Raw genomic sequence first — 18,684 nt, forward strand, 5'->3', positions numbered from 1 at the left:
TTGACAAAGCTCAATGTGGCAAACCGCGCAGGGGCAGAATGCCGCATCCCCTGGATCACTCTTCCTCGACGAAGACCTGCTCGCGTTTGGCCTTGACGCTCGGCAGGAACACAACCACCAACACCATGGCGGCGATGAACAGCAGGATCGCGCTTATAGGGCGGGTAACGAAGGTGGTCGGGTCGCCGCGCGACAGGATCATCGCCCGCCGCAGGTTTTCCTCGAGCAGCGGGCCGAGGACGAAGCCGAGCAGGAGCGGGGCGGGTTCGCAACGCAGCTTCAAAAGCAGGTAGCCGACGAGACCGAAGAAGGCGACGGCATAGAGGTCGTAGACGTTGGAGTTGACGCTGTAGACGCCGATCGAGCAGAAGGCCATGATGATCGGGAAGAGCACGTAGTACGGGATCTTCAGCAGCCGCACCCACAGCCCGATCAAGGGCAGGTTCAAGACCACCAGCATCAGGTTGCCGATCCACATCGAGGCGATGATGCCCCAGAACAGCGCCGGTTGTTCGGAGGCGACGTTCGGGCCGGGCACGATGCCCTGGATGATCATCGCGCCGATCATCAGCGCCATGACCGGATTGGCCGGAATGCCGAGGGTCAAGAGCGGGATGAACGAGGTCTGGGCGCCGGCATTGTTGGCGCTTTCCGGGCCGGCGACGCCGGCGATGGCGCCGTGGCCGAACTCTTCCGGCCGGTCGGAGACACGTTTCTCGACGGTATAGGAGGCGAAGGCCGCAAGGATGGCGCCGCCGCCGGGCAGGATGCCGAGCGCCGAGCCGATGGCCGTGCCGCGCAGGACCGGGCCGACCATGCGCTTGAAGTCGTCGCGCGTCGGCATCAGGTCGGTGACCTTGGCCATCAGCACGTCGCGGGTGCGTTCGTTTTCGAGGTTGCGCAGGATTTCGGCGATGCCGAAGACGCCGACCGCCAGGGCAACGAAGTTCAGACCATCGGAATACTCCCGGATCCCCAGCGTGAAGCGTGGCGTGCCGGTGTAGATGTCGGTGCCGACCAGGCCGAGCAGGAGCCCGAGCGCCACCATCGCCAGGGCCTTGACGATCGACCCGTGTGCCAGCGCGATCGAGGAGACGAGGCCGACGATCATCAGCGAGAAGTATTCGGCCGCGCCGAACTTCAGCGCGATCTCGGTGAGCGGCGGCGCGAAGACCGCGACAAGAAAAGTCGAGACCGTACCGGCGAAGAACGAGCCGAGCGCGGCGATGGCAAGCGCTGCGCCAGCGCGGCCCTTGCGGGCCATCTGGTAGCCGTCGATCGCCGTGACGGCGGACGAGGATTCGCCCGGCATGTTGATAAGGATCGCCGTGGTCGAGCCGCCATACTGCGCGCCGTAGTAGATGCCAGCGAGCATGATCAGCGAAGAGACCGGCTCCAGCTGAAAGGTGATCGGCAGCAGCATGGCGATGGTCGCCGTTGCACCGATGCCGGGAAGCACGCCGATCAGCGTGCCGAGCAGAACGCCGATCAGGCAGAAGAACAGGTTTTCCGGCGAGGCCGCCGTTGTAAAGCCGAGGGCGAGATTGCTGAAAAGATCCATCATCCGTCTCCTAGAACTGGGTCCAGGGGCCGAAGCGCTGGAAGGGCAAGCCGAGGCCGTAGCTGAAGACTGCGACGGAAAAAGCCGTGAGAGCCAGCGACAGCGCGATGGCGGTGAGCGGCTTCATCCGGCCGGAGGCGAAGCAGGCGATCAGGGCCGTGAAGAACAACGAGGGGACGAAACCGAGGCCACGCACCGTCAGGCCGAAGAAGACCGGCGCCGGCAGGATGAACAGCATGCCGCGCAGCGCGATCGGCCCGATCGGCTCGCCCTCGACCCGGGTTGACTGAACGAGGATCACGATCCCGAGAAGCGTCAGGATGACGGCCAGCACCAGCGGGAAATAACCGGGCCCCATGCGGAAGGCGGTGCCGAGTTCGAGGTTGAAGGCCTGCCAGGCGAAAAACAGCCCGACGGCCGTGAGAATGCCGCCGCAGAGCGCATTGGTGCTGTCGAAGGAGATTGATTTCATCGTGTCCCCATTTGGTTCTTTTGGCTTTTCGTCGGCCGGAAAGGCCAAACGCAAGCTCGGACTGCCAGGTGCCGGCGGTGTCGTGCGATGACTATGTTCGGGCAACACCTCTTGGGTATCGCGGGAGCCAACTTCCGGCACGAATGAGCATCCACCTTATGCGAATGCGCTGCATCAGGCGGAAAACCCGCCACGATCCTGGTCTTTCGCGGCGTCGGATCGTGGCGGGTATGACTTCGATTTAGTCGGCGTACTGGCCGGCAGCTTCGATCACCGGCTTCCAGCGGGTGATTTCGCTTTCAAGCTTCGCCTTCAGGGCTGCTGGGGTCGCCTCGGCATCGCTTGACGGTATCGTGCCGAGTTCGCCGAAGCGGGCGACGACGTTCGGGTCCTTCAACGCCACCTGCAGAGACTTCGACAGGCGTTCGTTCACGTCAGCGGGCGTGCCCTTCGGCGTGTAAACGCCGTGCCAAATGCCTACCTGCAGACCGGAAAGTCCGCCTTCCGTCGTCGTCGGGAGGTCCGGGAAGACCTTGAGGCGCTCGGGCGAGGTGACGGCATAGGCCTTGATGGTGCCGCCCTGGATCTGCTTGGTGGTGTTGGTGGTCTGGTCGCACATGATGTCGACCTGCCCGCCGAGCAGGTCTGTCATGGCCGGACCGGTGCCCTTGTAGGGAACGGTCGTCAGCGGCGTTTCGATGGCGCTCATGAACATCATGCCGCAAAGGTGCGAGGCAGCGCCGATGCCGGCATTGGCAACGGTGACCGTATCCTTGTTGGCCTTGGCGTATTCGACCAGTCCCTTGAGATCGGTCGGCTCGAGATCTTTGCGCGCGACGATCGTCATCGGCACCTCGGTGACGAGGCCGACATATTCGAAGGCGTTGAGCGTGTCGTAGGCGAGCTTGCGGTAGAGCGTGGCGCTGGTCGCCATGCCGATGTGGTGGAGCAGAACGGTGTAGCCATCCGGATCGGCCTGGGCGACACGACCGGCGCCGAGCGTGCCGCCGGCGCCGCCGACGTTCTCGACGATGATCTGCTGGCCGAGGTCCTTCGACATGGATTCGGCGACGAGCCGTGCGACAGTATCCGTCGGGCCGCCGGCCGAGAACGGAACGACCATGGTGATCGAGCGGTCGGGATAGGTCTGCGCATTGGCGGAAGCGGCAGAAAGCGACAGGGCGGCAACGGCGCCCAGAAGCGCATTCAGGGTTTTCATCTTTTCCTCCCGGATGAAATAGCGACCAGCCGGCAAGGCTCCTCCCATGCCGATTCTGGTTGACCCATTTGCGGGCGGAATTTTAGCACAGACAACGGCTTTGCTGTGCACGCTTGCGCATTTCTGCCGCCGGTTGTCCGGGTTTGGGTAGAATCTGAAACAACAGGCTCGTTCAGTGGGTGGATTTCCACCCATTGTGGGCCGGGCGGCTCGACAGGATGTTGCGGCGTCGCATCCGGCCGGACATTCGGGCCGCTATTGTTGTCCCGTACGATGCCTCAAATACCGCACTTCGTCCGTTGTCAGCGAACGGCTGGCGCCCTTGGCAAGCGCCCCAAGCACGATCTCGCCGATCGAGACACGCACGAGCCGCAAGACCTCGAAACCGAGGACATCGAGCATGCGGCGGATCTGACGGTTGCGGCCTTCCTTGAGCTCCACCTCGATCCAGCTGTTCTTATCGCCGCCCCGCAAGTGTTCGGCGCGGGCCGCGCGCAGGTGCTCGCCACCTTCTGCGACACCGTCGACCATCGCCCGAAGCTTGGCGTCTCCGATCTCGCCCGAGATCTGCACGTGGTAGACCTTGCCGAGATGGGTTTGCGGGTCAAGCAGACGCTGGGCAAGCACTGTGTCGTTGGTGAAGAGCAGCAGCCCCTCGCTCGCCTTGTCCAATCGTCCGACGGGGGAGAGGAACTGTGCGTCATTATCACCAAGGCAATCGAAGACCGTCGGGCGCCCCTCCGGATCGTGGCGCGTCGTCACCAGCCCGCGCGGCTTGTTGAGCATCAGGTAGATCTTGTCTTCGGCTTGAACGGCCTTGCCGTCGACGGCAAGGTTGTCCTTTTCGATATCGACCCATTGGGCGAGATCCGTGGCCTTGCGGCCACCGATGCTGACCCGACCCTCGAGCACCAGCTTTTCCGCCTGCGTGCGCGAGCAGTAGCCGAGCTTGGAAAGGGCGCGAGCGATGGTGACGCGCTTGCCAACATCGCCGGTCATGCGGCCAGCGCCTTCGCTTCGTCCTGCTATCGGCCGCTTCTGCCGCACGTCGGGTCGTCTCCGTCCATCTCTGTTGCCGACGCGTCTCGTCAGGCCCGGGAACTGTCGTTCAGTCGACCTTGATATAGCCGATCTGCCGGGCAAGCCAACAGCCGATCGTCAATCCGGAAACGGCGCCCCGTCCGTCGCGGTGGATCCGCACGGTCCAGTCGCCGGGCGCCGGCGCATCCATGGAACGCTTGCAGCTGAGAAGCCAGATATCGTCCGCGAGCGGCTGCATCGCATGCATCGCGCCCTTGCCGAGCAAGCCGTCAAAGCCGGCAAAAAGCATGCCGTTGGTCGAGACAATCTCGATCTCGGCGTCGAGCTCGGATGAGCGGTAGCGTCCGGCGATGTCAGGCTTTGCCTTGCCGGCGATCCTCTGGGCTGTCGTTACGAGGTTCTCGCGCTCGCGCGCCATCTGCAGGCCGGTGTCGTTTGCCGAAAGCGAGACCGCACCGGAGCGGGCGATACCATCCATTCCGATCTGCAGGACGTCTCCCGCGGTCGCAAACCGAAGTTCAAGCCGTCCGGCTGGCAAGGGTCGGGTCGACAGAGCAAGGCCGGTCTCCGGTTCGAGGTAGCTGCCGAATTGCTGACCTTCCCAGGCTCCGACCTCCGCCTCGGCATCGCGGTGGCCGAGCGCGACCTTCATCAGTGCCGTCGCGGCGGCATGGGCGTCGGCCTCATGGTTGAACATCACGACGATCGACAGACGTTCGCTGGCCGCGTGCAGGCGGCGGCAGCGAAAGCCGCGCAACGCGCCGCCATGGCCTGATATCGCGACGTCGCCAATCGTTTCATGGGCCAGGCCAAAGCCGTAGGTTGCCGCGGTCCCATCCGCATAGGTCTGCGGCGCGGATAGTCTGCGGTAGAGGCCATCGTCGTCGTCGCGTGTCCGGTCGATGAAGCATTCCCAGGCGAGCATGTCGTCAAGCGTCGCCGAAATACCGGCGTCGCCTGCCCAATAGATCCGGTTCTCCGCTTCGAAGTAGCCCGTGGTTTCGTTGCCCTCGTAGCCGATCACGCCGTTCGGCGAGATGCTGGTATCGGGGGTGAGCGCCGCGGTCGTCATGCCGGCCGGACCGAAGGTGCTGCGGTCGTAGAGTTCGGACAGGGACCGGCCCGTATGGTCCTCGATGAGGTCGGCGAGGATGCGGTAGTTGCCGTTCGAATAGGAATAGCGCGTGCCCGGCTCGAAATGCGTCGAGCGGGCGCGCGACAGCAGCGGCCGGGCGTCCTCGCGGCGGAAGACACCGTCGGCCATGGCGCCCTGCAGCACGGTCAGGGCCCAGTAGTCGCGCAGGCCCGACTGGTTGTGGCAGAGATGCGCGACGTTGGGGCGCTTGCCTTCGATCAGCGGCAGGTAGGCGTCGAGCGCTTTGTCGAGCCTGGCGGGATCGCCGACCGCGTCGAGCAGCACAGCGCAGGTGAAGTGTTTGCTGATCGAGCAGATCGGCAGCAGTGTGCCGGGTGACATCGGCTTGCGTGCGGCGAGATCGGCATAGCCCCAGACATGCTTCAGGATGACCTCGCCATCCCTGACGACGCCGACGACGCCGCCCGGTCCCCTGTATTGCTGCGGCAAGGCGAGGACGGCTCGTTCGAGGGCGGGGAGATCCAGGATGGTCATGGTGCGCAATGCCAGTCGGTCGGGAGGGAAATCTGCCGCCCGGACGGGCGGATCGGTTTCGTACCTACCGCTCCGTCAGTGCAGTTGCAACCGCGCTCCGTGTCTCCTCAGCGCAATCCCGCCTGGGCGTGATAAAGCCGGCTATAGGTGCCCTTGGCAGCGAGCAGCGTGTCGTGCGGTCCCTGTTCGCTGATGCCGTTCGCATCGACGACGATGATGCGATCGGCGTCCCGGATCGTCGCCAGACGATGGGCGATGACGAGCGTCGTGCGGCCCTTGGAAAGCTCGGCGAGCGACTGCTGGATCGCCTTCTCGGTCTCGGTGTCGAGCGCAGACGTCGCTTCGTCGAGGATCAAGATCGAGGGGTTCTTCAGGAACATCCGGGCGATGGCGAGCCGCTGCTTCTGACCGCCGGAAAGCTTGACGCCGCGCTCGCCGATCACCGTGTCCATGCCTTCGGGCAGCGCTGCGATCATGTCGTCCAGTTTGGCGCGGCGGGCGGCACCGAGGATATCGGCTTCGCTGGCGCCCAGGCGCCCATAACCGATGTTGTCGCGGATGGTGCCCGCAAACAGGAACACATCCTGTTGGACGATGCCGATCTGTCCACGAAGCGAGGCGAGCTTGATGTCGCGGATGTCGATGCCGTCGACGGTGATGCTGCCTTCGGCAACCTCGTAGAAGCGCGGCAGCAGCGAGCAGATCGTCGTCTTGCCGGCGCCTGACGGGCCGACGAAGGCGACGGTTTCTCCGGCCTTGATCGTCAGGTCGATGTTGGAGATTGTCGGCTTGTCGGCGCTGTAGCCGAAGCAGACGTTGCGATAGGCGATGTCGCCGCGCAGGCCCTTCACGTCGACCGCATCGGGGCGATCTTCGATGTCGGGCTCGGTCTCCATCAACTCTATGAAGCGCCTGAAGCCGGCGATGCCCTTGGGATAGGTCTCGATGACCGAGTTGATCTTCTCGACGGGGCGGAAGAAGACGCCGACGAGAAGCAGGAAGCCGATGAAGCCGCCATTGGTCAATTGTCCGGTCAGGACGAAATAGCTGCCGGTGATCATCACGATCAATTGCGTCAGCCGCATGCTCATGTAGCTGAGCGAGGTGCTGGCGGCCATGATCCGATAGGCCTCGAGCTTCGTCTGGCGGTAGTTCTGGTTGTCGGTCTCAAACAGGCTGCGCTCGTGCTCTTCGTTGGCAAAGGCCTGGACCACACGGATGCCGCCGACATTTTCCTCGATGCGGGCGTTGAAGTCGCCGACGCGGCCGTAGAGGTTGCGGAAATTATTGGCCATGCGGCCGCCGTAGCGGCTGGTGACCCAAGCGGTGATCGGCACGACGGCGGCCGTAATGAGCGCCAGTTGCCAGTGCACCGTCATCATCAACAGCAAGGCGCCGATGAAGGTCATGATTGCGATGAACAGGTCCTCCGGGCCGTGATGGGCGACTTCGCCGATCTCTTCCAGGTCTTTCGTCAGGCGGCCGACGAGATGGCCGGTCTTCTGATTGTCGAAGAAGCTGAAGGAGAGCTTCTGCAAATGGTCGAAAGCAAGGCGGCGCATATCCGTCTCGATGTTGATGCCGAGCATGTGCCCCCAATAGGTGACCGTCGCCATCAGGCCCGTGTTAACGAGATAGACGATGAGTAGACCGACGGAGGCCAGCAGGATCAGCGTCCATTCCTGGCTGGGCAGCAGCTGGTCGACGAACAGCTTCACCGCGACCGGAAAACCCAGCTCCAACAGGCCGGACAAAACCGCGCAGGTGAAATCGAGAATGAAGAGGCCGCGATAGGGCCGGTAGAACGCGAAGAAGCGCTTCAACATGACAACCGCACTCACATGGGCAGCCGCTTGGGAGCAGCAGTAAAATCTGAGCTCAAATGTCATGTTTTTAGTCGGAAGCCAACAGATATGCGACCGAAAAGCGAAGAGACGTTGGCACAAATCACACCAACCCGGGCGTGTGATCCCGCGATGAGGCGAAAGCCGGGGCGGGAGGAAGAAAACGTTAACCATAAGCTTCGTAGAAGAGGGAATCACCAGGGGAGAAAATGAAGCAATGGCAGCCGATAGATCAGATGAAGCAGTGGTGTTTGGCGGGCGCGAGGTCGTTCCGTTTCCGATGGCAAGAAGACTGAGCACCATTCGCATCTGCGCTGCCGACCTCGAAGATCTCCATGGTGACGATGCCGTAAAATATTGGCGGCGCGAATGCCGGAAGCTTGCCGACGAGTTGCTTGCGCTCGGTTGCTCCGACGAAGAGATGCGCGCTGAGGTCATGGCATTTCAGGCTGAGGTGCAGGCCGAACTCTGGCAGCGCCATCAGTCCCGGCTTTCCACTGGCGCGGTCAGCCAGTAAAGCGACAGTCCGCACCCCACATCACTGGTCGGTCGGTCGAAGCTATCAGGCTACGCCGCCATTGGCGCGCAGGACCTGGCCGTTGACCCAGCCGGCGTCGGGACCGACAACAAACGATACAACACTGGCGACATCCCCCGGCTGGCCGAGCCGCTCCAGCGGCGGCATCTTGGCAAACTGGGCGACAAGTTCTTCGCTCTTGCCCGACAGGAACAGATCGGTCGCTATCGGGCCCGGCGCCACGGCGTTGACGGTGATGTCGCGGCCGCGCAGCTCCTTGGCGAAGACGTGCGTCAGGGCTTCCACTGCGGCCTTGGTGGCGTTGTAGACGGCATAGCCAGGCAGGTTGAGGGCGAGCGTGGTCGAGGAGAAATTGACGATCCTGCCGCCGTTGCGCATGCGTTTTGCCGCTTCGCGAAGTGTGTTGAAGGTGCCCTTGGTGTTGATGGCGAAATGGCGGTCGAATTCCTCGTCGCTGGTTTCGGCAAGCGCCGCCGTCTTCAGGATCCCGGCGTTGTTGACCACCACGTCGATGCTGCCGACGGCGGCTTCGGTTGCGTCGAACATGCGCCTGACCGCTTCGGGATCGGCGACATCGGCCCTGGCGGTCAGGGCGCGACCGCCTTTCTCTTCGATCCTGTGTGCCAGTTTCTCGGCGGAAGCGGCGTCACCGGCGTAGTTGATAACGACCGTGAAGCCGTCGGCGGCCAGGCGTTCGGCAATGGCCGCGCCGATGCCGCGCGAGGCGCCGGTCACGATGGCGACCCTGTTGGATTGATCCTGCATGATGCTTCTCCTTGGGTGCGAAGCGGAATTGCTTCGTTGACGGGGAGAAAATGACGTCTTCCTTGTTCCGGATAATCATGCGTAACCTGGCAACATAATCCGGAGATCACGAACAAATGGACAGGTTCGATGCCATGCGCGTGTTTTCACGTGTCGTCGAGAGGCGCAGCTTCACGCAGGCCGCTGATGATCTCGGCTTGCCTCGCTCCACGGTGACAGACGCAGTCAAGCAACTGGAGGCACGGCTGGGCGTTCGCTTGCTGCAACGCACGACGCGGCATGTCAGCCCGACATTGGACGGTGCGGCCTACCATCAGCGGTGCCTCTCCATTCTCGACGATATCGAGGATGCGGAAGGTGCCTTCGCCGGCGCCAAACCCAAGGGCCTGCTGCGCATCGACGTGCATGGCACCCTGGCACGACACTTCGTGCTGCCGAGCCTGCCTGCCTTTCTTGCGGCCTATCCGGAGATCGAGCTTTACATGAGCGAGGGCGACCGGCTCGTCGACCTTGTGCGCGAGGGGATCGATTGTGTGCTGCGGGTCGGCGAGCCGCAGGACAGCGACATGATCGGGCGGCGCATGACGATGCTGGACGAGATCACCTGCGCGGCACCCAGCTACATTGCCCTCCGCGGCAGGCCTGAAAGTTTCGACGCGCTGGAAGGGCATCGCATGGTCGGCTTCCGTTCGTCGACTTCAGGCGATCCGATACCGCTCGAATTCCAGGTGGGTGGCAAGGTCGAGCATGTTACCTTGCCGGTGACGGTCGCGGTCAATGCCGCCGAAAGCTTCGTCGCCGCCGCAAGGCTGGGGCTCGGGCTTATCCAGGTGCCGCGATACCATGTCGAGCGCGATCTGCGTGAGGGTCGGTTGGTCGAGGTGCTTGAGAGCTGCCGTCCGACGCCGACGCCGGTTTTCCTGCTTTATCCGCGCAACCGCCAGCTTTCGCCGCGCGTGCGCGTCTTCATCGACTGGCTGGCCGGTGTGTTCGCCAAGGGCGGCGGTTGATCCGAAGCGTCAGTCCGTCAACAGTTCCGGATCCCAGGTGAACAGTTCCTTGGCGCGGGCAATTCCGCGCAGGGCGAAACGCCCCAGAGAAACAGCGTCCGCCTGCAGTTGCTGCGGGCAGGCCTCGACGAAATCCGCCGACATTATCACCTGCCGCTCGATCGAGCGGCACATCGAAGCGATGCGGCTGACCTCGTTGACAGCGGGGCCAACGACGGTGAAATCGAGACGGTTCTGGCTGCCGATATTGCCGTAGAAGACCTCGCCGATGTGCAGGCCGAGATAGACATCGGTCGTCGGCTTTCCCTGTTCTTCCCGGCGTGCGTTCAACGCCACCAGCATGCGCCGCAATTGCCGCTCGGCGGCAATGGCATTGGTGCAGGCGGTCTTCGGCTCCTCGGCATTGAAGATGGCGAGCACGCCGTCGCCGATCAGCTTGAGCACGCTGCCGCCGTGATCGTGGATCGCCGAGATGACCATGCCCGAATAGTCGTTGAGGAAGGGAATGATCTCTTCCGGCGCGGCAGTGTCGGAGATCCTTGTGTAGTTGCGCAGGTCGGAAAACCACATGACGGTTTCGATGCGTTCGGCCTCTCCGCGCACGATGCTGCCTTCGACCACGCGCCGGCCGGCGTCGGCGCCGAGATAGACGTCGGCAAGCGTGCCGATGATGCGGACGCAGGACGTGGTCTTCACAGCCAGCGCCAGGGTGGGTAGCAGAATGCGAAGGGCCGCGATCTCCTCGTCGGTAAAACCGCTTTGCCGACGCGTGGTCCAATAGGAATAGAAACAGTCCATTTCGCCGACGCGGCCCCGGTCGGTGAAATGGTGGATCATGTTGACGCAGTCCGTATGGCCTTCGTCCTTCAGGCGGTCGAGGACCTGGTAGGGCACCGAAGGCTCGTGGGCGAGACGCACGCGCCGTTCCGGCTCTTGCGCCGTCAGCATATGGTAGAAGATCGAGCGCTGCCAGTTGGTCAGGGCTTCGCCGCCGACGGTCGAAGCATATTGAACGACTTCCGGCGTGACATCGCTCTCGCTGTTCCATTGGAACGCGCGTCCTTCGAACTCCGGATGCAGCGTGTCGATCAACCCTTGCGCCCGGGCGAGGTCGATGCCTGCGGCGCGACATTTCTCACAGAAGCCGGCAAGCATCTCGGGTTCTTCCAGGCCCTTCAGTCCCTCCTCGGACAGCCAGAGAACGATGTCGCGGATCTGTTCGTTGTTCATTGCGGGTCCCGCTCGTAAGCTGCCGGTGGATTGCGCTGGCGCGAGCCGTGCACGCTATCAATAGCCGAGTCCGGCATGAGAACAAGCAACCCTTCAGACCTTGCCAAGGTTCCAAGGCATCCCCGCACTTCAGGCCTCGAGCAGGTAGGAAGGCGCTGCGCGCAACCGCGCAATGTCGCGCAGCGGTGGCTGACCGAAAAGGCGGGCATATTCGCGCGAGAATTGCGACGGGCTGTCATAGCCGACATGGTGGCCCGCCGTCGCCGCGTCGATGGACTGGCCGAGGATCAGCCGGCGGGCTTCCTGCAGCCGAAGCTGCTTTTGGTATTGCAGCGGGCTCATCGCCGTCACCGCCTTGAAATGCTGGTGAAAGGACGAAAGGCCCATATTGGCTCTTGCCGCCAGATCTTCGATGCGCAGCGGCTTGCGAAAGTCGCGTTTGATGACTTCGATCGCGCGGGTGACCTGGGTCAGCTTGCTCTCGGACCGGGCGATCTGGCGCAGGCGATGGCCCTGTTCGCCCATCAGCAGCCGGTAGAGGATCTCGCGCTCCGCCAGTGGCGCCAGCAGGTCTGCTTCGTCCGGCCGGTCGAGCAGGCGCAGCAGCCGGACGATGGCATCAAGCAGTTCAGGTGTCGTATCGCTGAGAAACAGGCCGGGCCCGGGCACGCGGGCATCGAGCGGCGAGGACCCCATCTCGATCACCAGTGCGCTCAACATGGCCGGATTCAGATCGAGGCGCAGGCAGAGATAGGGCTTTTCCGCCGATGCGTCGATGACCTGTCCGATGACCGGCAGGTCGACCGAAACTGTGAGATACCGGTTGGGATCGTAGGTTTGCACCGTATCACCCAGCATCACCTGCTTGGATCCTTGCGCGATGAAACAGACTGCGGGTTGATGCAACGTATGGATCGGTTCGGTCGGGCTCGACGACCGGATCAGGATGAGGCGCGGTATCCGTGTCGACAGCACGCCGTCGATGCCGCTGTTGCGCGCCATCAGGTGCTGGAATTCTTCGAGATTGCCCAATGCCGTTTTCCTTCGCGGGGGAATGTCGCCCTGAAAAGGTTGACCTTTTCCGGGCACAAGTTCAATGGCGTAACGTGGGGAGCGGCTGATATCGTCGGCTGCCGCTCCCTCTTGGCCTATTCTTCCCGGCTCAAGACCATGCCGCCGTGGTAGAGCACTCCGTCGGCAAAATCGCCATCGGCGGTAAAGCCGGTATCGTCGACATAGTCGATATGATTGCCGGTGACCCAATAACGGCCCTGATAGGAGCTCTGCCGCTTGCCGCGCGCTTCGTCGTAACGGCCACACGGCAAGAGGTGGTGGCGGACATGCCCGTCTTCAGTCACCCACATGCCGACATAGGGGTGCGGCGCCTGCTGCATGATTTTCTCCGGTGCCGATGATGGATCTGGCGAGATGGCGGAAAGGACAAGGCCGAACGCCGTCCAGGCTTCCGATGCCGTTGCTGTTGGAAAACTGCGGTTCATCTGCGTGCGCTCCGCTCGAGCCGGATCAGTGCGGGCTTGCCGTCGGGCGCACGATGATCTCGCTGACATCGACGTCGTCAGGCTGCTCGATGGCATAGGTGATGGCCCGGGCGATGGCGGTGGCCGGGATGGCTATGCGCCGGAAGTCGCGCATTGCTCCGCGCGCGGTCTCGTCGGAGATGCTGTCCGCCAGTTCCGATTCGGTGACGCCCGGCGAGACGACGCTGACGCGGATGCGATCTGTCTCCTGTCGAAGGCCATCGGAGATCGCCCGGACGGCAAACTTGGTCGCGCAATAGACAGCCGCAGTCGGCGAGACCGCATGACCACCGATCGACGACAGGTTGACGATCTGTCCGCTGCCTTGCTCGTTCATGACGGGCAGACTGGCGGCAATGCCGTTCAGCACACCGCGGATGTTGACATCGATCATCCGGTTCCACTCGTCGACCTTGAGAGCGGAAAGCGGTGACAGCGGCATGACGCCGGCATTGTTGACGATGACATCGAGCCGGCCGAATTCGGAAACAGCATGGGCAACGAAGGCCTGCGTGTCGGCAAGGTCGGTAACATCGAGCGCTTGGAAGCTGGCGGTGCCGCCGGCGTCGCGGATTTCGCCGGCAAGGGTCGCCAGCCGATCGGTACGGCGGGCGCCGAGAACGACGCGGGCCCCGGCTGCTGCCAGATATCGGGCTGTAGCCTCGCCAATTCCGCTGCTGGCACCTGTGATGGCGACGACTTTTCCTTGAAGTTCGGACATGTCTGGTTCCTTTCAAGATGGGCCGAGGACCTCCCCGGCTCTGAAAGTCACCATGCGCTATCCGCTCTATGGAGCGGTAGAACAGCACTCCGGCATCCTTGCACGATTCTCCGAAAGGTTCGCGACCATACTGCCCGGCGCGCGGCAGGCACTGGTGCCGTTGAGTTAAACGGCCAATTGGAGCGCTTGCCCGTCATTTTCGGCCGGCACGGCGCAGCAGATCAGGGCTTCACCCTGCCTGGCCTCGAACGACGGCTGCTGGGGATAGGCGACTTCGCCTTCGAGGACCCGCGTGCTGCAACTGCCGCAGCTGCCGTTGCGACAGCCATATTCGGGCAAGAGGCCGCGCGCTTCGGCCAGATCGAGCAATGTGCCTTCGCCCGGCTGCCAGCGTGCTTCCTTGCCGGAGGCGGCAAAGATGACGCGGACAGGCGTACTCGCCGGTTGTTTTGCCGATGCGGGCAATCCGGCGTCAGGGCTACGCGTCAGCGAAGACAGGCCGAAGGTCTCCGCGTGAATGCGGGCATCAGTGACGTTGAGCCCACGCAGCCCGTCATAGAGCGATTGCATGAAAGCCCGCGGACCACAGAGGTAGAAGTCATAATCGTCGAACGGCAGGACGGATTGCAGCAACGGAATATCAATGCGTCCGGCGGCGTCGTAGTCCTCGCCCTTGCGTGCGCCATCCGCCTGGCTGAGCACGCGCGTCAGGTGGATCTTGCCCTGGCCGGCCTCGACGAGGGAGGCAATCTCCTGATCGAAGGCGCGTTCATCCAGACTGCGAGCCGATTGGAACAGCCACGTCGGGCGTATCCGTCGCTTGCGCAAGCCCTCATAGAGGATGTCGCGCGACATCGCGATGACAGGCGTGATGCCGACACCGGCGGCAAGCAGCACCGCTGGCCGGCGCTCCGTCGCGTCGATGACGAAGCTGCCGGCCGGCGCCCTGGCCTCGATGATATCGCCCGGCCCGAGACCGTGCAGAAAGGACGAGACGCTGCCGTCGCGCTTGACGCTGATGCGGTAGGCGCCGTCGGAAGGGGCGGCCGAAAGCGTGTAGCTTCGAACCACGGATTTGCCCTCCGAATTGATGCGGATCGACAGATGCTGCCCGGCGCGAAACGGTGCGAGCCCCGCATCGTCAGTCGACTCAAGGTAGAGCGAGCGGATCGTCGCACTCTCGGCCTGCGTGCGTGTGATCCGAAACGGTCGCCATTCTCCGGCGCGGACGGTGGCACGCAGCCGATCATCGGTCTGCTGCCAATCGCCGGTCATCAGCGAATTGGGCGACTGACCAGCCTCGCGAGAGGACCAGCGAAGTGACGAACCATCCGCCCGGTAGAGCACTTGCCGTGGGCGAAAGCGCCAGAGGCGTTCCGCGCCCTGGAACGCATCGATTTCCGGCGAGGTGAGGACGACTTCGGCCTCGCCGGTCATCTGCAGCATGTCTCCGGTGGCAAAATCGACAAAAAGCAGACCAGCCTTGGGGTTGAGCATGAAGTTGCCGAGCGTGTTGAAAAACAGATTGCCGGCGAAGTCGGGGATCGTCAGTACGCCATCCTCACCGACACGCACAAAGCCGGCCTTGCCGCCGCGATGCGAGACATCGACCTGACGCTCGCCGTTGTCGCGGTCGACAAAGGAGGCGACGAAAAACGTGTCGGCATTGGCGATGATTTCTTTCGCGCGCCTGTCGAGACCGCTGAGGTGGACGGGGCGCGTCTCCGGCGGAGCGGTCGGTTTACGCGCGAACGAGAAATCCCGCAGCTGGATATATTGCGGACAGTTGCCGAAGCTCTGACCGACGGAGACGGCAAAGTGATCGTCCCTCGCTCGACGGACGACACCGTTCAGCCGATTGCGGCGCCGGGTTTCAAGCTGAATGCCCAGCAACGCGATGGCGTTGCCATCCTCCATCCCGGCATCGGCGGGGTCGCCACGGTCACGCGGCAAGTGAACGGTCAGGGCGTGGGCGTCCGGTGCCTGTATGAATCCCGGCTCGCCAGCGCGCAGGCTCGCCCAGACATCGCCTGAGGGGTCCACGGCGCCAAGCACGATGAAGGGCAGCATCGGAAAGAACTGGCGATGCTGCTCGGGCATGAAGGTTCTAACGAAGTTGCGGCCCGGCGCATCCATGCGCTCGACGACCCCGAGACTGCGTTGAATGGTAAGTTCGCCCTCGTGCCAGGGGGACGCGGCGGGGATCGGCGCAATTGTGTCCGGCATCGTCTTTCTCCTTGGTGACAGGCAAGGCCGGCGCGGAGCGTTCCGCACCGGCAGCGCAGTCAGGCGGCGAGGCCCGCTGCCGTTTTGTGGAAGCCGACGAAACCGGGCAGGGCCTCGATACGACCAAGCCAGGCCAGCACGTGGGTGTAGCCGCTGAGGTCGACATTGCCTTCAGGCGCGCTGGAGACATAGCTGTAGAGCGCGACGTCGGCGATGGTCGGCCGGCCGCCGAGCAGGAAGTCGCGATCGGCAAGTTCCGCCTCGATCAGTTGCAGGATGCGATGCGCTCTCGCGATCACCTCTTCGGGCCGAAGACCTGCTCCGAAGACAGTCACGAGCCGTGCGGCCGCCGGTCCGTAGGCGATTTCACCGGCTGCGACCGACAGCCATTTCTGCACTTTCGCTGCGCCGGCGGGATCTTCCGGCAACCAGTCGGCGCGGCCGAGCTTCTTTGCGAGATAGACGAGGATGGCGTTGGAGTCGGTTACCACAATGCCATCGTCGTCGAGCACCGGAACCTGACCGAAGGAATTAAGCTTGAGGAAGTCGGGTGTCTTGTGGGCCTTTGCCAGGAGGTCGACATCGACAAGGTCGTGCGGCACGCCCAGCAGGGAGAGGAAGAGTTGTGCGCGATGCGAATGGCCCGAGAGCGGGTGGCGGTAGAGTTTCATGCTAATTGTCCCTTTTATAGCCGGGTCCGTCGATCAGGGCGTCGGCAGGTGCGTGATGCCTGTCACTCGGTCGCGTCCGGCGGTAGCAAGAACCGGATCATCGGAGTGCGCTGCGTGGTTTCGGGCGGTTCGGATTGAACTGCCTTAACCAGCAATCTATGCCCTTCCAGATTTTAGCTGTAGAGTGTCATTATGATAAGTGGCCTCTCGGATATTGGAAGTTAGATGGATCGACTGGACGCAATGACCGTGCTTCTCGGCGTCGTGGAAGGCGGGAGCCTGTCTGCCGCATCGCGGCGGCTGCGCATGCCGCTGGCGACGGTCAGCCGCAAGGTTTCGGAACTGGAAACCCACCTCGGCGCGCAATTGCTCACCCGAACCAATCGGCGGATCCAGCTGACGGAGGCCGGGCGAACCTATGTCGACGCGGCGCGGGAAATCCTCGCGCGTGTCGACGAGGCGGAACGGGTGGCGGCCGGGGAATACACGACGATCAAGGGGGACCTGACGATGACGGCACCGATCGTCTTCGGACGGCTGCACGTGCTGCCTGTCGTCGTCGATTTCCTCAAAGCCAACCCGGACGTCAACATGCGCCTGTCCTTGGGTGACCGGCTCGTCAATCTCGTCGACGATCACATCGATGTCGCACTCCGGATCGGCAACCTGCCGGACAGCAACATGATCGCAACGAAGCTCGGCACGATCCGACGCGTCGTCTACGCGAGCCCAAGCTATATCGGCCGGAACGGTCAGCCGGGTCATCCGAGCGAGCTTGCCGAGCACGATTGCATCACGTTCGAAGGCCTCATGTCGAACCGGACCTGGAGTTTTGTCGACGGAAAGGCCGAAATCGCTGCCCCGATCCGCTCACGCCTTGCGGTCAACACGGCCGAGGCCGCGGTCGATGCCGCCGTTACCGGGCTCGGCCTCACACGCGTTCTGTCCTATCAGGCGGCGCGCGCGGTCGCCGATGGTCTGCTCGTGCCGGTGCTGGAGCCCTTCGAGCACCCGGCGCTGCCGGTTCAGCTGGTCTATCTGCCGCAGGGACATGTGCCGATGAAACTCAGGGCCTTCGTCGACTTCGCCGCCCCGCGGCTCAGATCCGTGCTGAAATGAGAACGATGGAAACGCCCCCAAAAGGATTTTTTCCCTGATATCACCCGCTGATCTGCGATGCCTTGCCGACGATGGCGGCACGGCCTGTGGTCGCCATGGGCAGGTCACTGCCCGGTTGAAGTTGATGCGTCGCCTGCAGCTGTCGTGGTCGGTGGACGAGCGTGACCAGTACGAAGGACAGGATCATCAGCAGATACCACGCGCCGAGCTTCTGCAGCGACACCAGCGTCCAGCCGGCGTGTTGCGAGGGATAGATCCAGGCGCGGGACCACGTTCCGATGTTCTCGGCAAACCAGATGAACAGGGCGATGAGCAGAAAACCGACCAGCAGCGGCATGCGATGGCGGAACCGGAAGACGCGATAGTGAACGGTCGTGCGCCAGAACAGGACCGCGATGATGGCAAACAGCAGGTAACGCAGATCGACGACGAAATGGTGGGTGAAGAAGTTGGCATAGATGGCGAGAGCCAGGAGCACCGTTGCCCACCGTGGCGGATAGTGGGTGTAGTGCAGGTCGAGAATGCGGGTGACGCGCGCCAGATACGAGCCGACAGCGGCATACATGAAGCCTGAAAACAGCGGCACGCCGCCGATGCGAAAGAAGCTGGGTTCCGGATAAATCCAGGAGCCGACCGACGTCTTGAAGACCTCCATCAACGTGCCGACGATGTGGAAGATCAGGATAACCTTGGCCTCGGCGATGGTCTCCAGCTTGAAGGCGAGCATCAGAAGCTGAATGCCCAGGGCTGCCAGGAAAAGAAAATCGTAGCGGGCAAGGCCGATCTCTGCCGGCCAGAACAGCTTGGTCGCAATCATGAGCGCCAGCAGGGCGGCGCCGAAGAGGCATGCGAAAGCCTGCTTGATGCCGAAGACCAGAAATTCCGTCAGGCCGCCAGGGAAGCCGTCGCTTGGAAGCCGGTCGAGCAGCCGGCGTGCGACCGCATCGATGCGCGCTTCGAGTGATGTGAAACGTCTGTCGTCCGACCGCTGCGCCACGCGATTCGCCTCCATGCCGGTGCCGCAGGTGCGATGGCCGGGCAATGCGGTCGAATTGTGGATCGGCCCGAGCTTAGAGGCTCGGGCCGATCCACAATTTCG

Annotated in this window: 17 protein-coding genes; 3 read left to right on the plus strand and 14 right to left on the minus strand. The window is 63.1% G+C overall.

All coding sequences use genetic code 11. The features are described from left to right. Positions 1-55: 55 nt before the first annotated feature. The 6 genes from HT585_RS24405 to HT585_RS24430 form a co-directional block, all read right to left on the minus strand. Entirely contained in the window at positions 56-1,561 is a 1,506-nt protein-coding gene (locus HT585_RS24405) for a tripartite tricarboxylate transporter permease (protein ID WP_176355367.1), read from the minus strand. Between the two features lie 10 nt (positions 1,562-1,571). Further along, complete coding sequence (locus HT585_RS24410) at positions 1,572-2,033, minus strand: tripartite tricarboxylate transporter TctB family protein (RefSeq protein ID WP_176355368.1); 462 nt, start codon at positions 2,031-2,033, stop codon at positions 1,572-1,574. A gap of 241 nt (positions 2,034-2,274) precedes the next feature. After that, positions 2,275-3,252, minus strand: coding sequence for a tripartite tricarboxylate transporter substrate-binding protein (locus tag HT585_RS24415; RefSeq protein WP_176355369.1), 978 nt, complete (start codon positions 3,250-3,252; stop codon positions 2,275-2,277). A 255-nt stretch (positions 3,253-3,507) separates the two neighbouring features. Continuing rightward, entirely contained in the window at positions 3,508-4,299 is a 792-nt protein-coding gene (locus HT585_RS24420) for a pseudouridine synthase (protein ID WP_425513782.1), read from the minus strand. 61 nt (positions 4,300-4,360) lie between these two features. Next, positions 4,361-5,923, minus strand: coding sequence for a D-aminopeptidase (locus HT585_RS24425; protein WP_176355371.1), 1,563 nt, complete (start codon positions 5,921-5,923; stop codon positions 4,361-4,363). A gap of 107 nt (positions 5,924-6,030) precedes the next feature. Further along, the gene (locus HT585_RS24430; protein WP_176355455.1) at positions 6,031-7,749 is read right to left on the minus strand and encodes an ABC transporter ATP-binding protein; all 1,719 of its coding nucleotides are present in this window, start codon (positions 7,747-7,749) and stop codon (positions 6,031-6,033) included. Between the two features lie 298 nt (positions 7,750-8,047). Here HT585_RS24430 and HT585_RS31870 point away from each other — a divergent pair, with 298 nt between their 5' ends. After that, positions 8,048-8,284, plus strand: coding sequence for a DUF6074 family protein (locus HT585_RS31870; RefSeq protein WP_246707908.1), 237 nt, complete (start codon positions 8,048-8,050; stop codon positions 8,282-8,284). A gap of 45 nt (positions 8,285-8,329) precedes the next feature. Here HT585_RS31870 and HT585_RS24440 read toward each other — a convergent pair whose 3' ends face one another. Continuing rightward, entirely contained in the window at positions 8,330-9,070 is a 741-nt protein-coding gene (locus HT585_RS24440) for an SDR family oxidoreductase (protein WP_176355373.1), read from the minus strand. A 116-nt stretch (positions 9,071-9,186) separates the two neighbouring features. Between HT585_RS24440 and HT585_RS24445 the strand changes: the two genes are divergently transcribed. Next, complete coding sequence (locus HT585_RS24445; RefSeq protein WP_176355374.1) at positions 9,187-10,080, plus strand: LysR family transcriptional regulator; 894 nt, start codon at positions 9,187-9,189, stop codon at positions 10,078-10,080. 9 nt (positions 10,081-10,089) lie between these two features. Here the strand turns inward: HT585_RS24445 and HT585_RS24450 are convergent, their stop codons facing one another. From HT585_RS24450 to HT585_RS24475, 6 genes are all read right to left on the minus strand, one after another. Beyond that, positions 10,090-11,310: an adenylate/guanylate cyclase domain-containing protein gene (locus HT585_RS24450; RefSeq protein ID WP_176355375.1), complete on the minus strand. Its 1,221-nt coding sequence runs from the start codon at positions 11,308-11,310 to the stop codon at positions 10,090-10,092. Between the two features lie 129 nt (positions 11,311-11,439). Further along, positions 11,440-12,342, minus strand: a complete 903-nt coding sequence (locus HT585_RS24455) for an AraC family transcriptional regulator (RefSeq protein WP_246707895.1) — start codon at positions 12,340-12,342, stop codon at positions 11,440-11,442. A gap of 116 nt (positions 12,343-12,458) precedes the next feature. Further along, the gene (locus HT585_RS24460; protein WP_176355457.1) at positions 12,459-12,704 is read right to left on the minus strand and encodes an Atu4866 domain-containing protein; all 246 of its coding nucleotides are present in this window, start codon (positions 12,702-12,704) and stop codon (positions 12,459-12,461) included. A 130-nt stretch (positions 12,705-12,834) separates the two neighbouring features. Next, a complete protein-coding gene (locus tag HT585_RS24465; protein ID WP_176355376.1) occupies positions 12,835-13,569 on the minus strand; it encodes an SDR family oxidoreductase in 735 nt (244 codons plus the stop codon). A 165-nt stretch (positions 13,570-13,734) separates the two neighbouring features. After that, positions 13,735-15,795 carry a 2Fe-2S iron-sulfur cluster-binding protein gene (locus tag HT585_RS24470; RefSeq protein ID WP_176355377.1) on the minus strand — a complete coding sequence of 687 codons (2,061 nt, stop codon included), beginning with the start codon at positions 15,793-15,795 and terminating at the stop codon, positions 13,735-13,737. Between the two features lie 59 nt (positions 15,796-15,854). Further along, positions 15,855-16,466, minus strand: coding sequence for a glutathione S-transferase family protein (locus tag HT585_RS24475; protein WP_176355378.1), 612 nt, complete (start codon positions 16,464-16,466; stop codon positions 15,855-15,857). 225 nt (positions 16,467-16,691) lie between these two features. Between HT585_RS24475 and HT585_RS24480 the strand changes: the two genes are divergently transcribed. Then, positions 16,692-17,585: a LysR family transcriptional regulator gene (locus HT585_RS24480; protein ID WP_176355379.1), complete on the plus strand. Its 894-nt coding sequence runs from the start codon at positions 16,692-16,694 to the stop codon at positions 17,583-17,585. 40 nt (positions 17,586-17,625) lie between these two features. On the opposite strand, the gene HT585_RS24485 is transcribed toward HT585_RS24480, so the two are convergent. Further along, positions 17,626-18,582, minus strand: a complete 957-nt coding sequence (locus HT585_RS24485; protein ID WP_343214075.1) for a DUF817 domain-containing protein — start codon at positions 18,580-18,582, stop codon at positions 17,626-17,628. Positions 18,583-18,684: the final 102 nt, after the last annotated feature.

It is taken from the genome of Ensifer oleiphilus (assembly GCF_013371465.1).
In the GTDB taxonomy this organism is placed as follows: Bacteria; Pseudomonadota; Alphaproteobacteria; order Rhizobiales; family Rhizobiaceae; genus Ensifer; species Ensifer oleiphilus.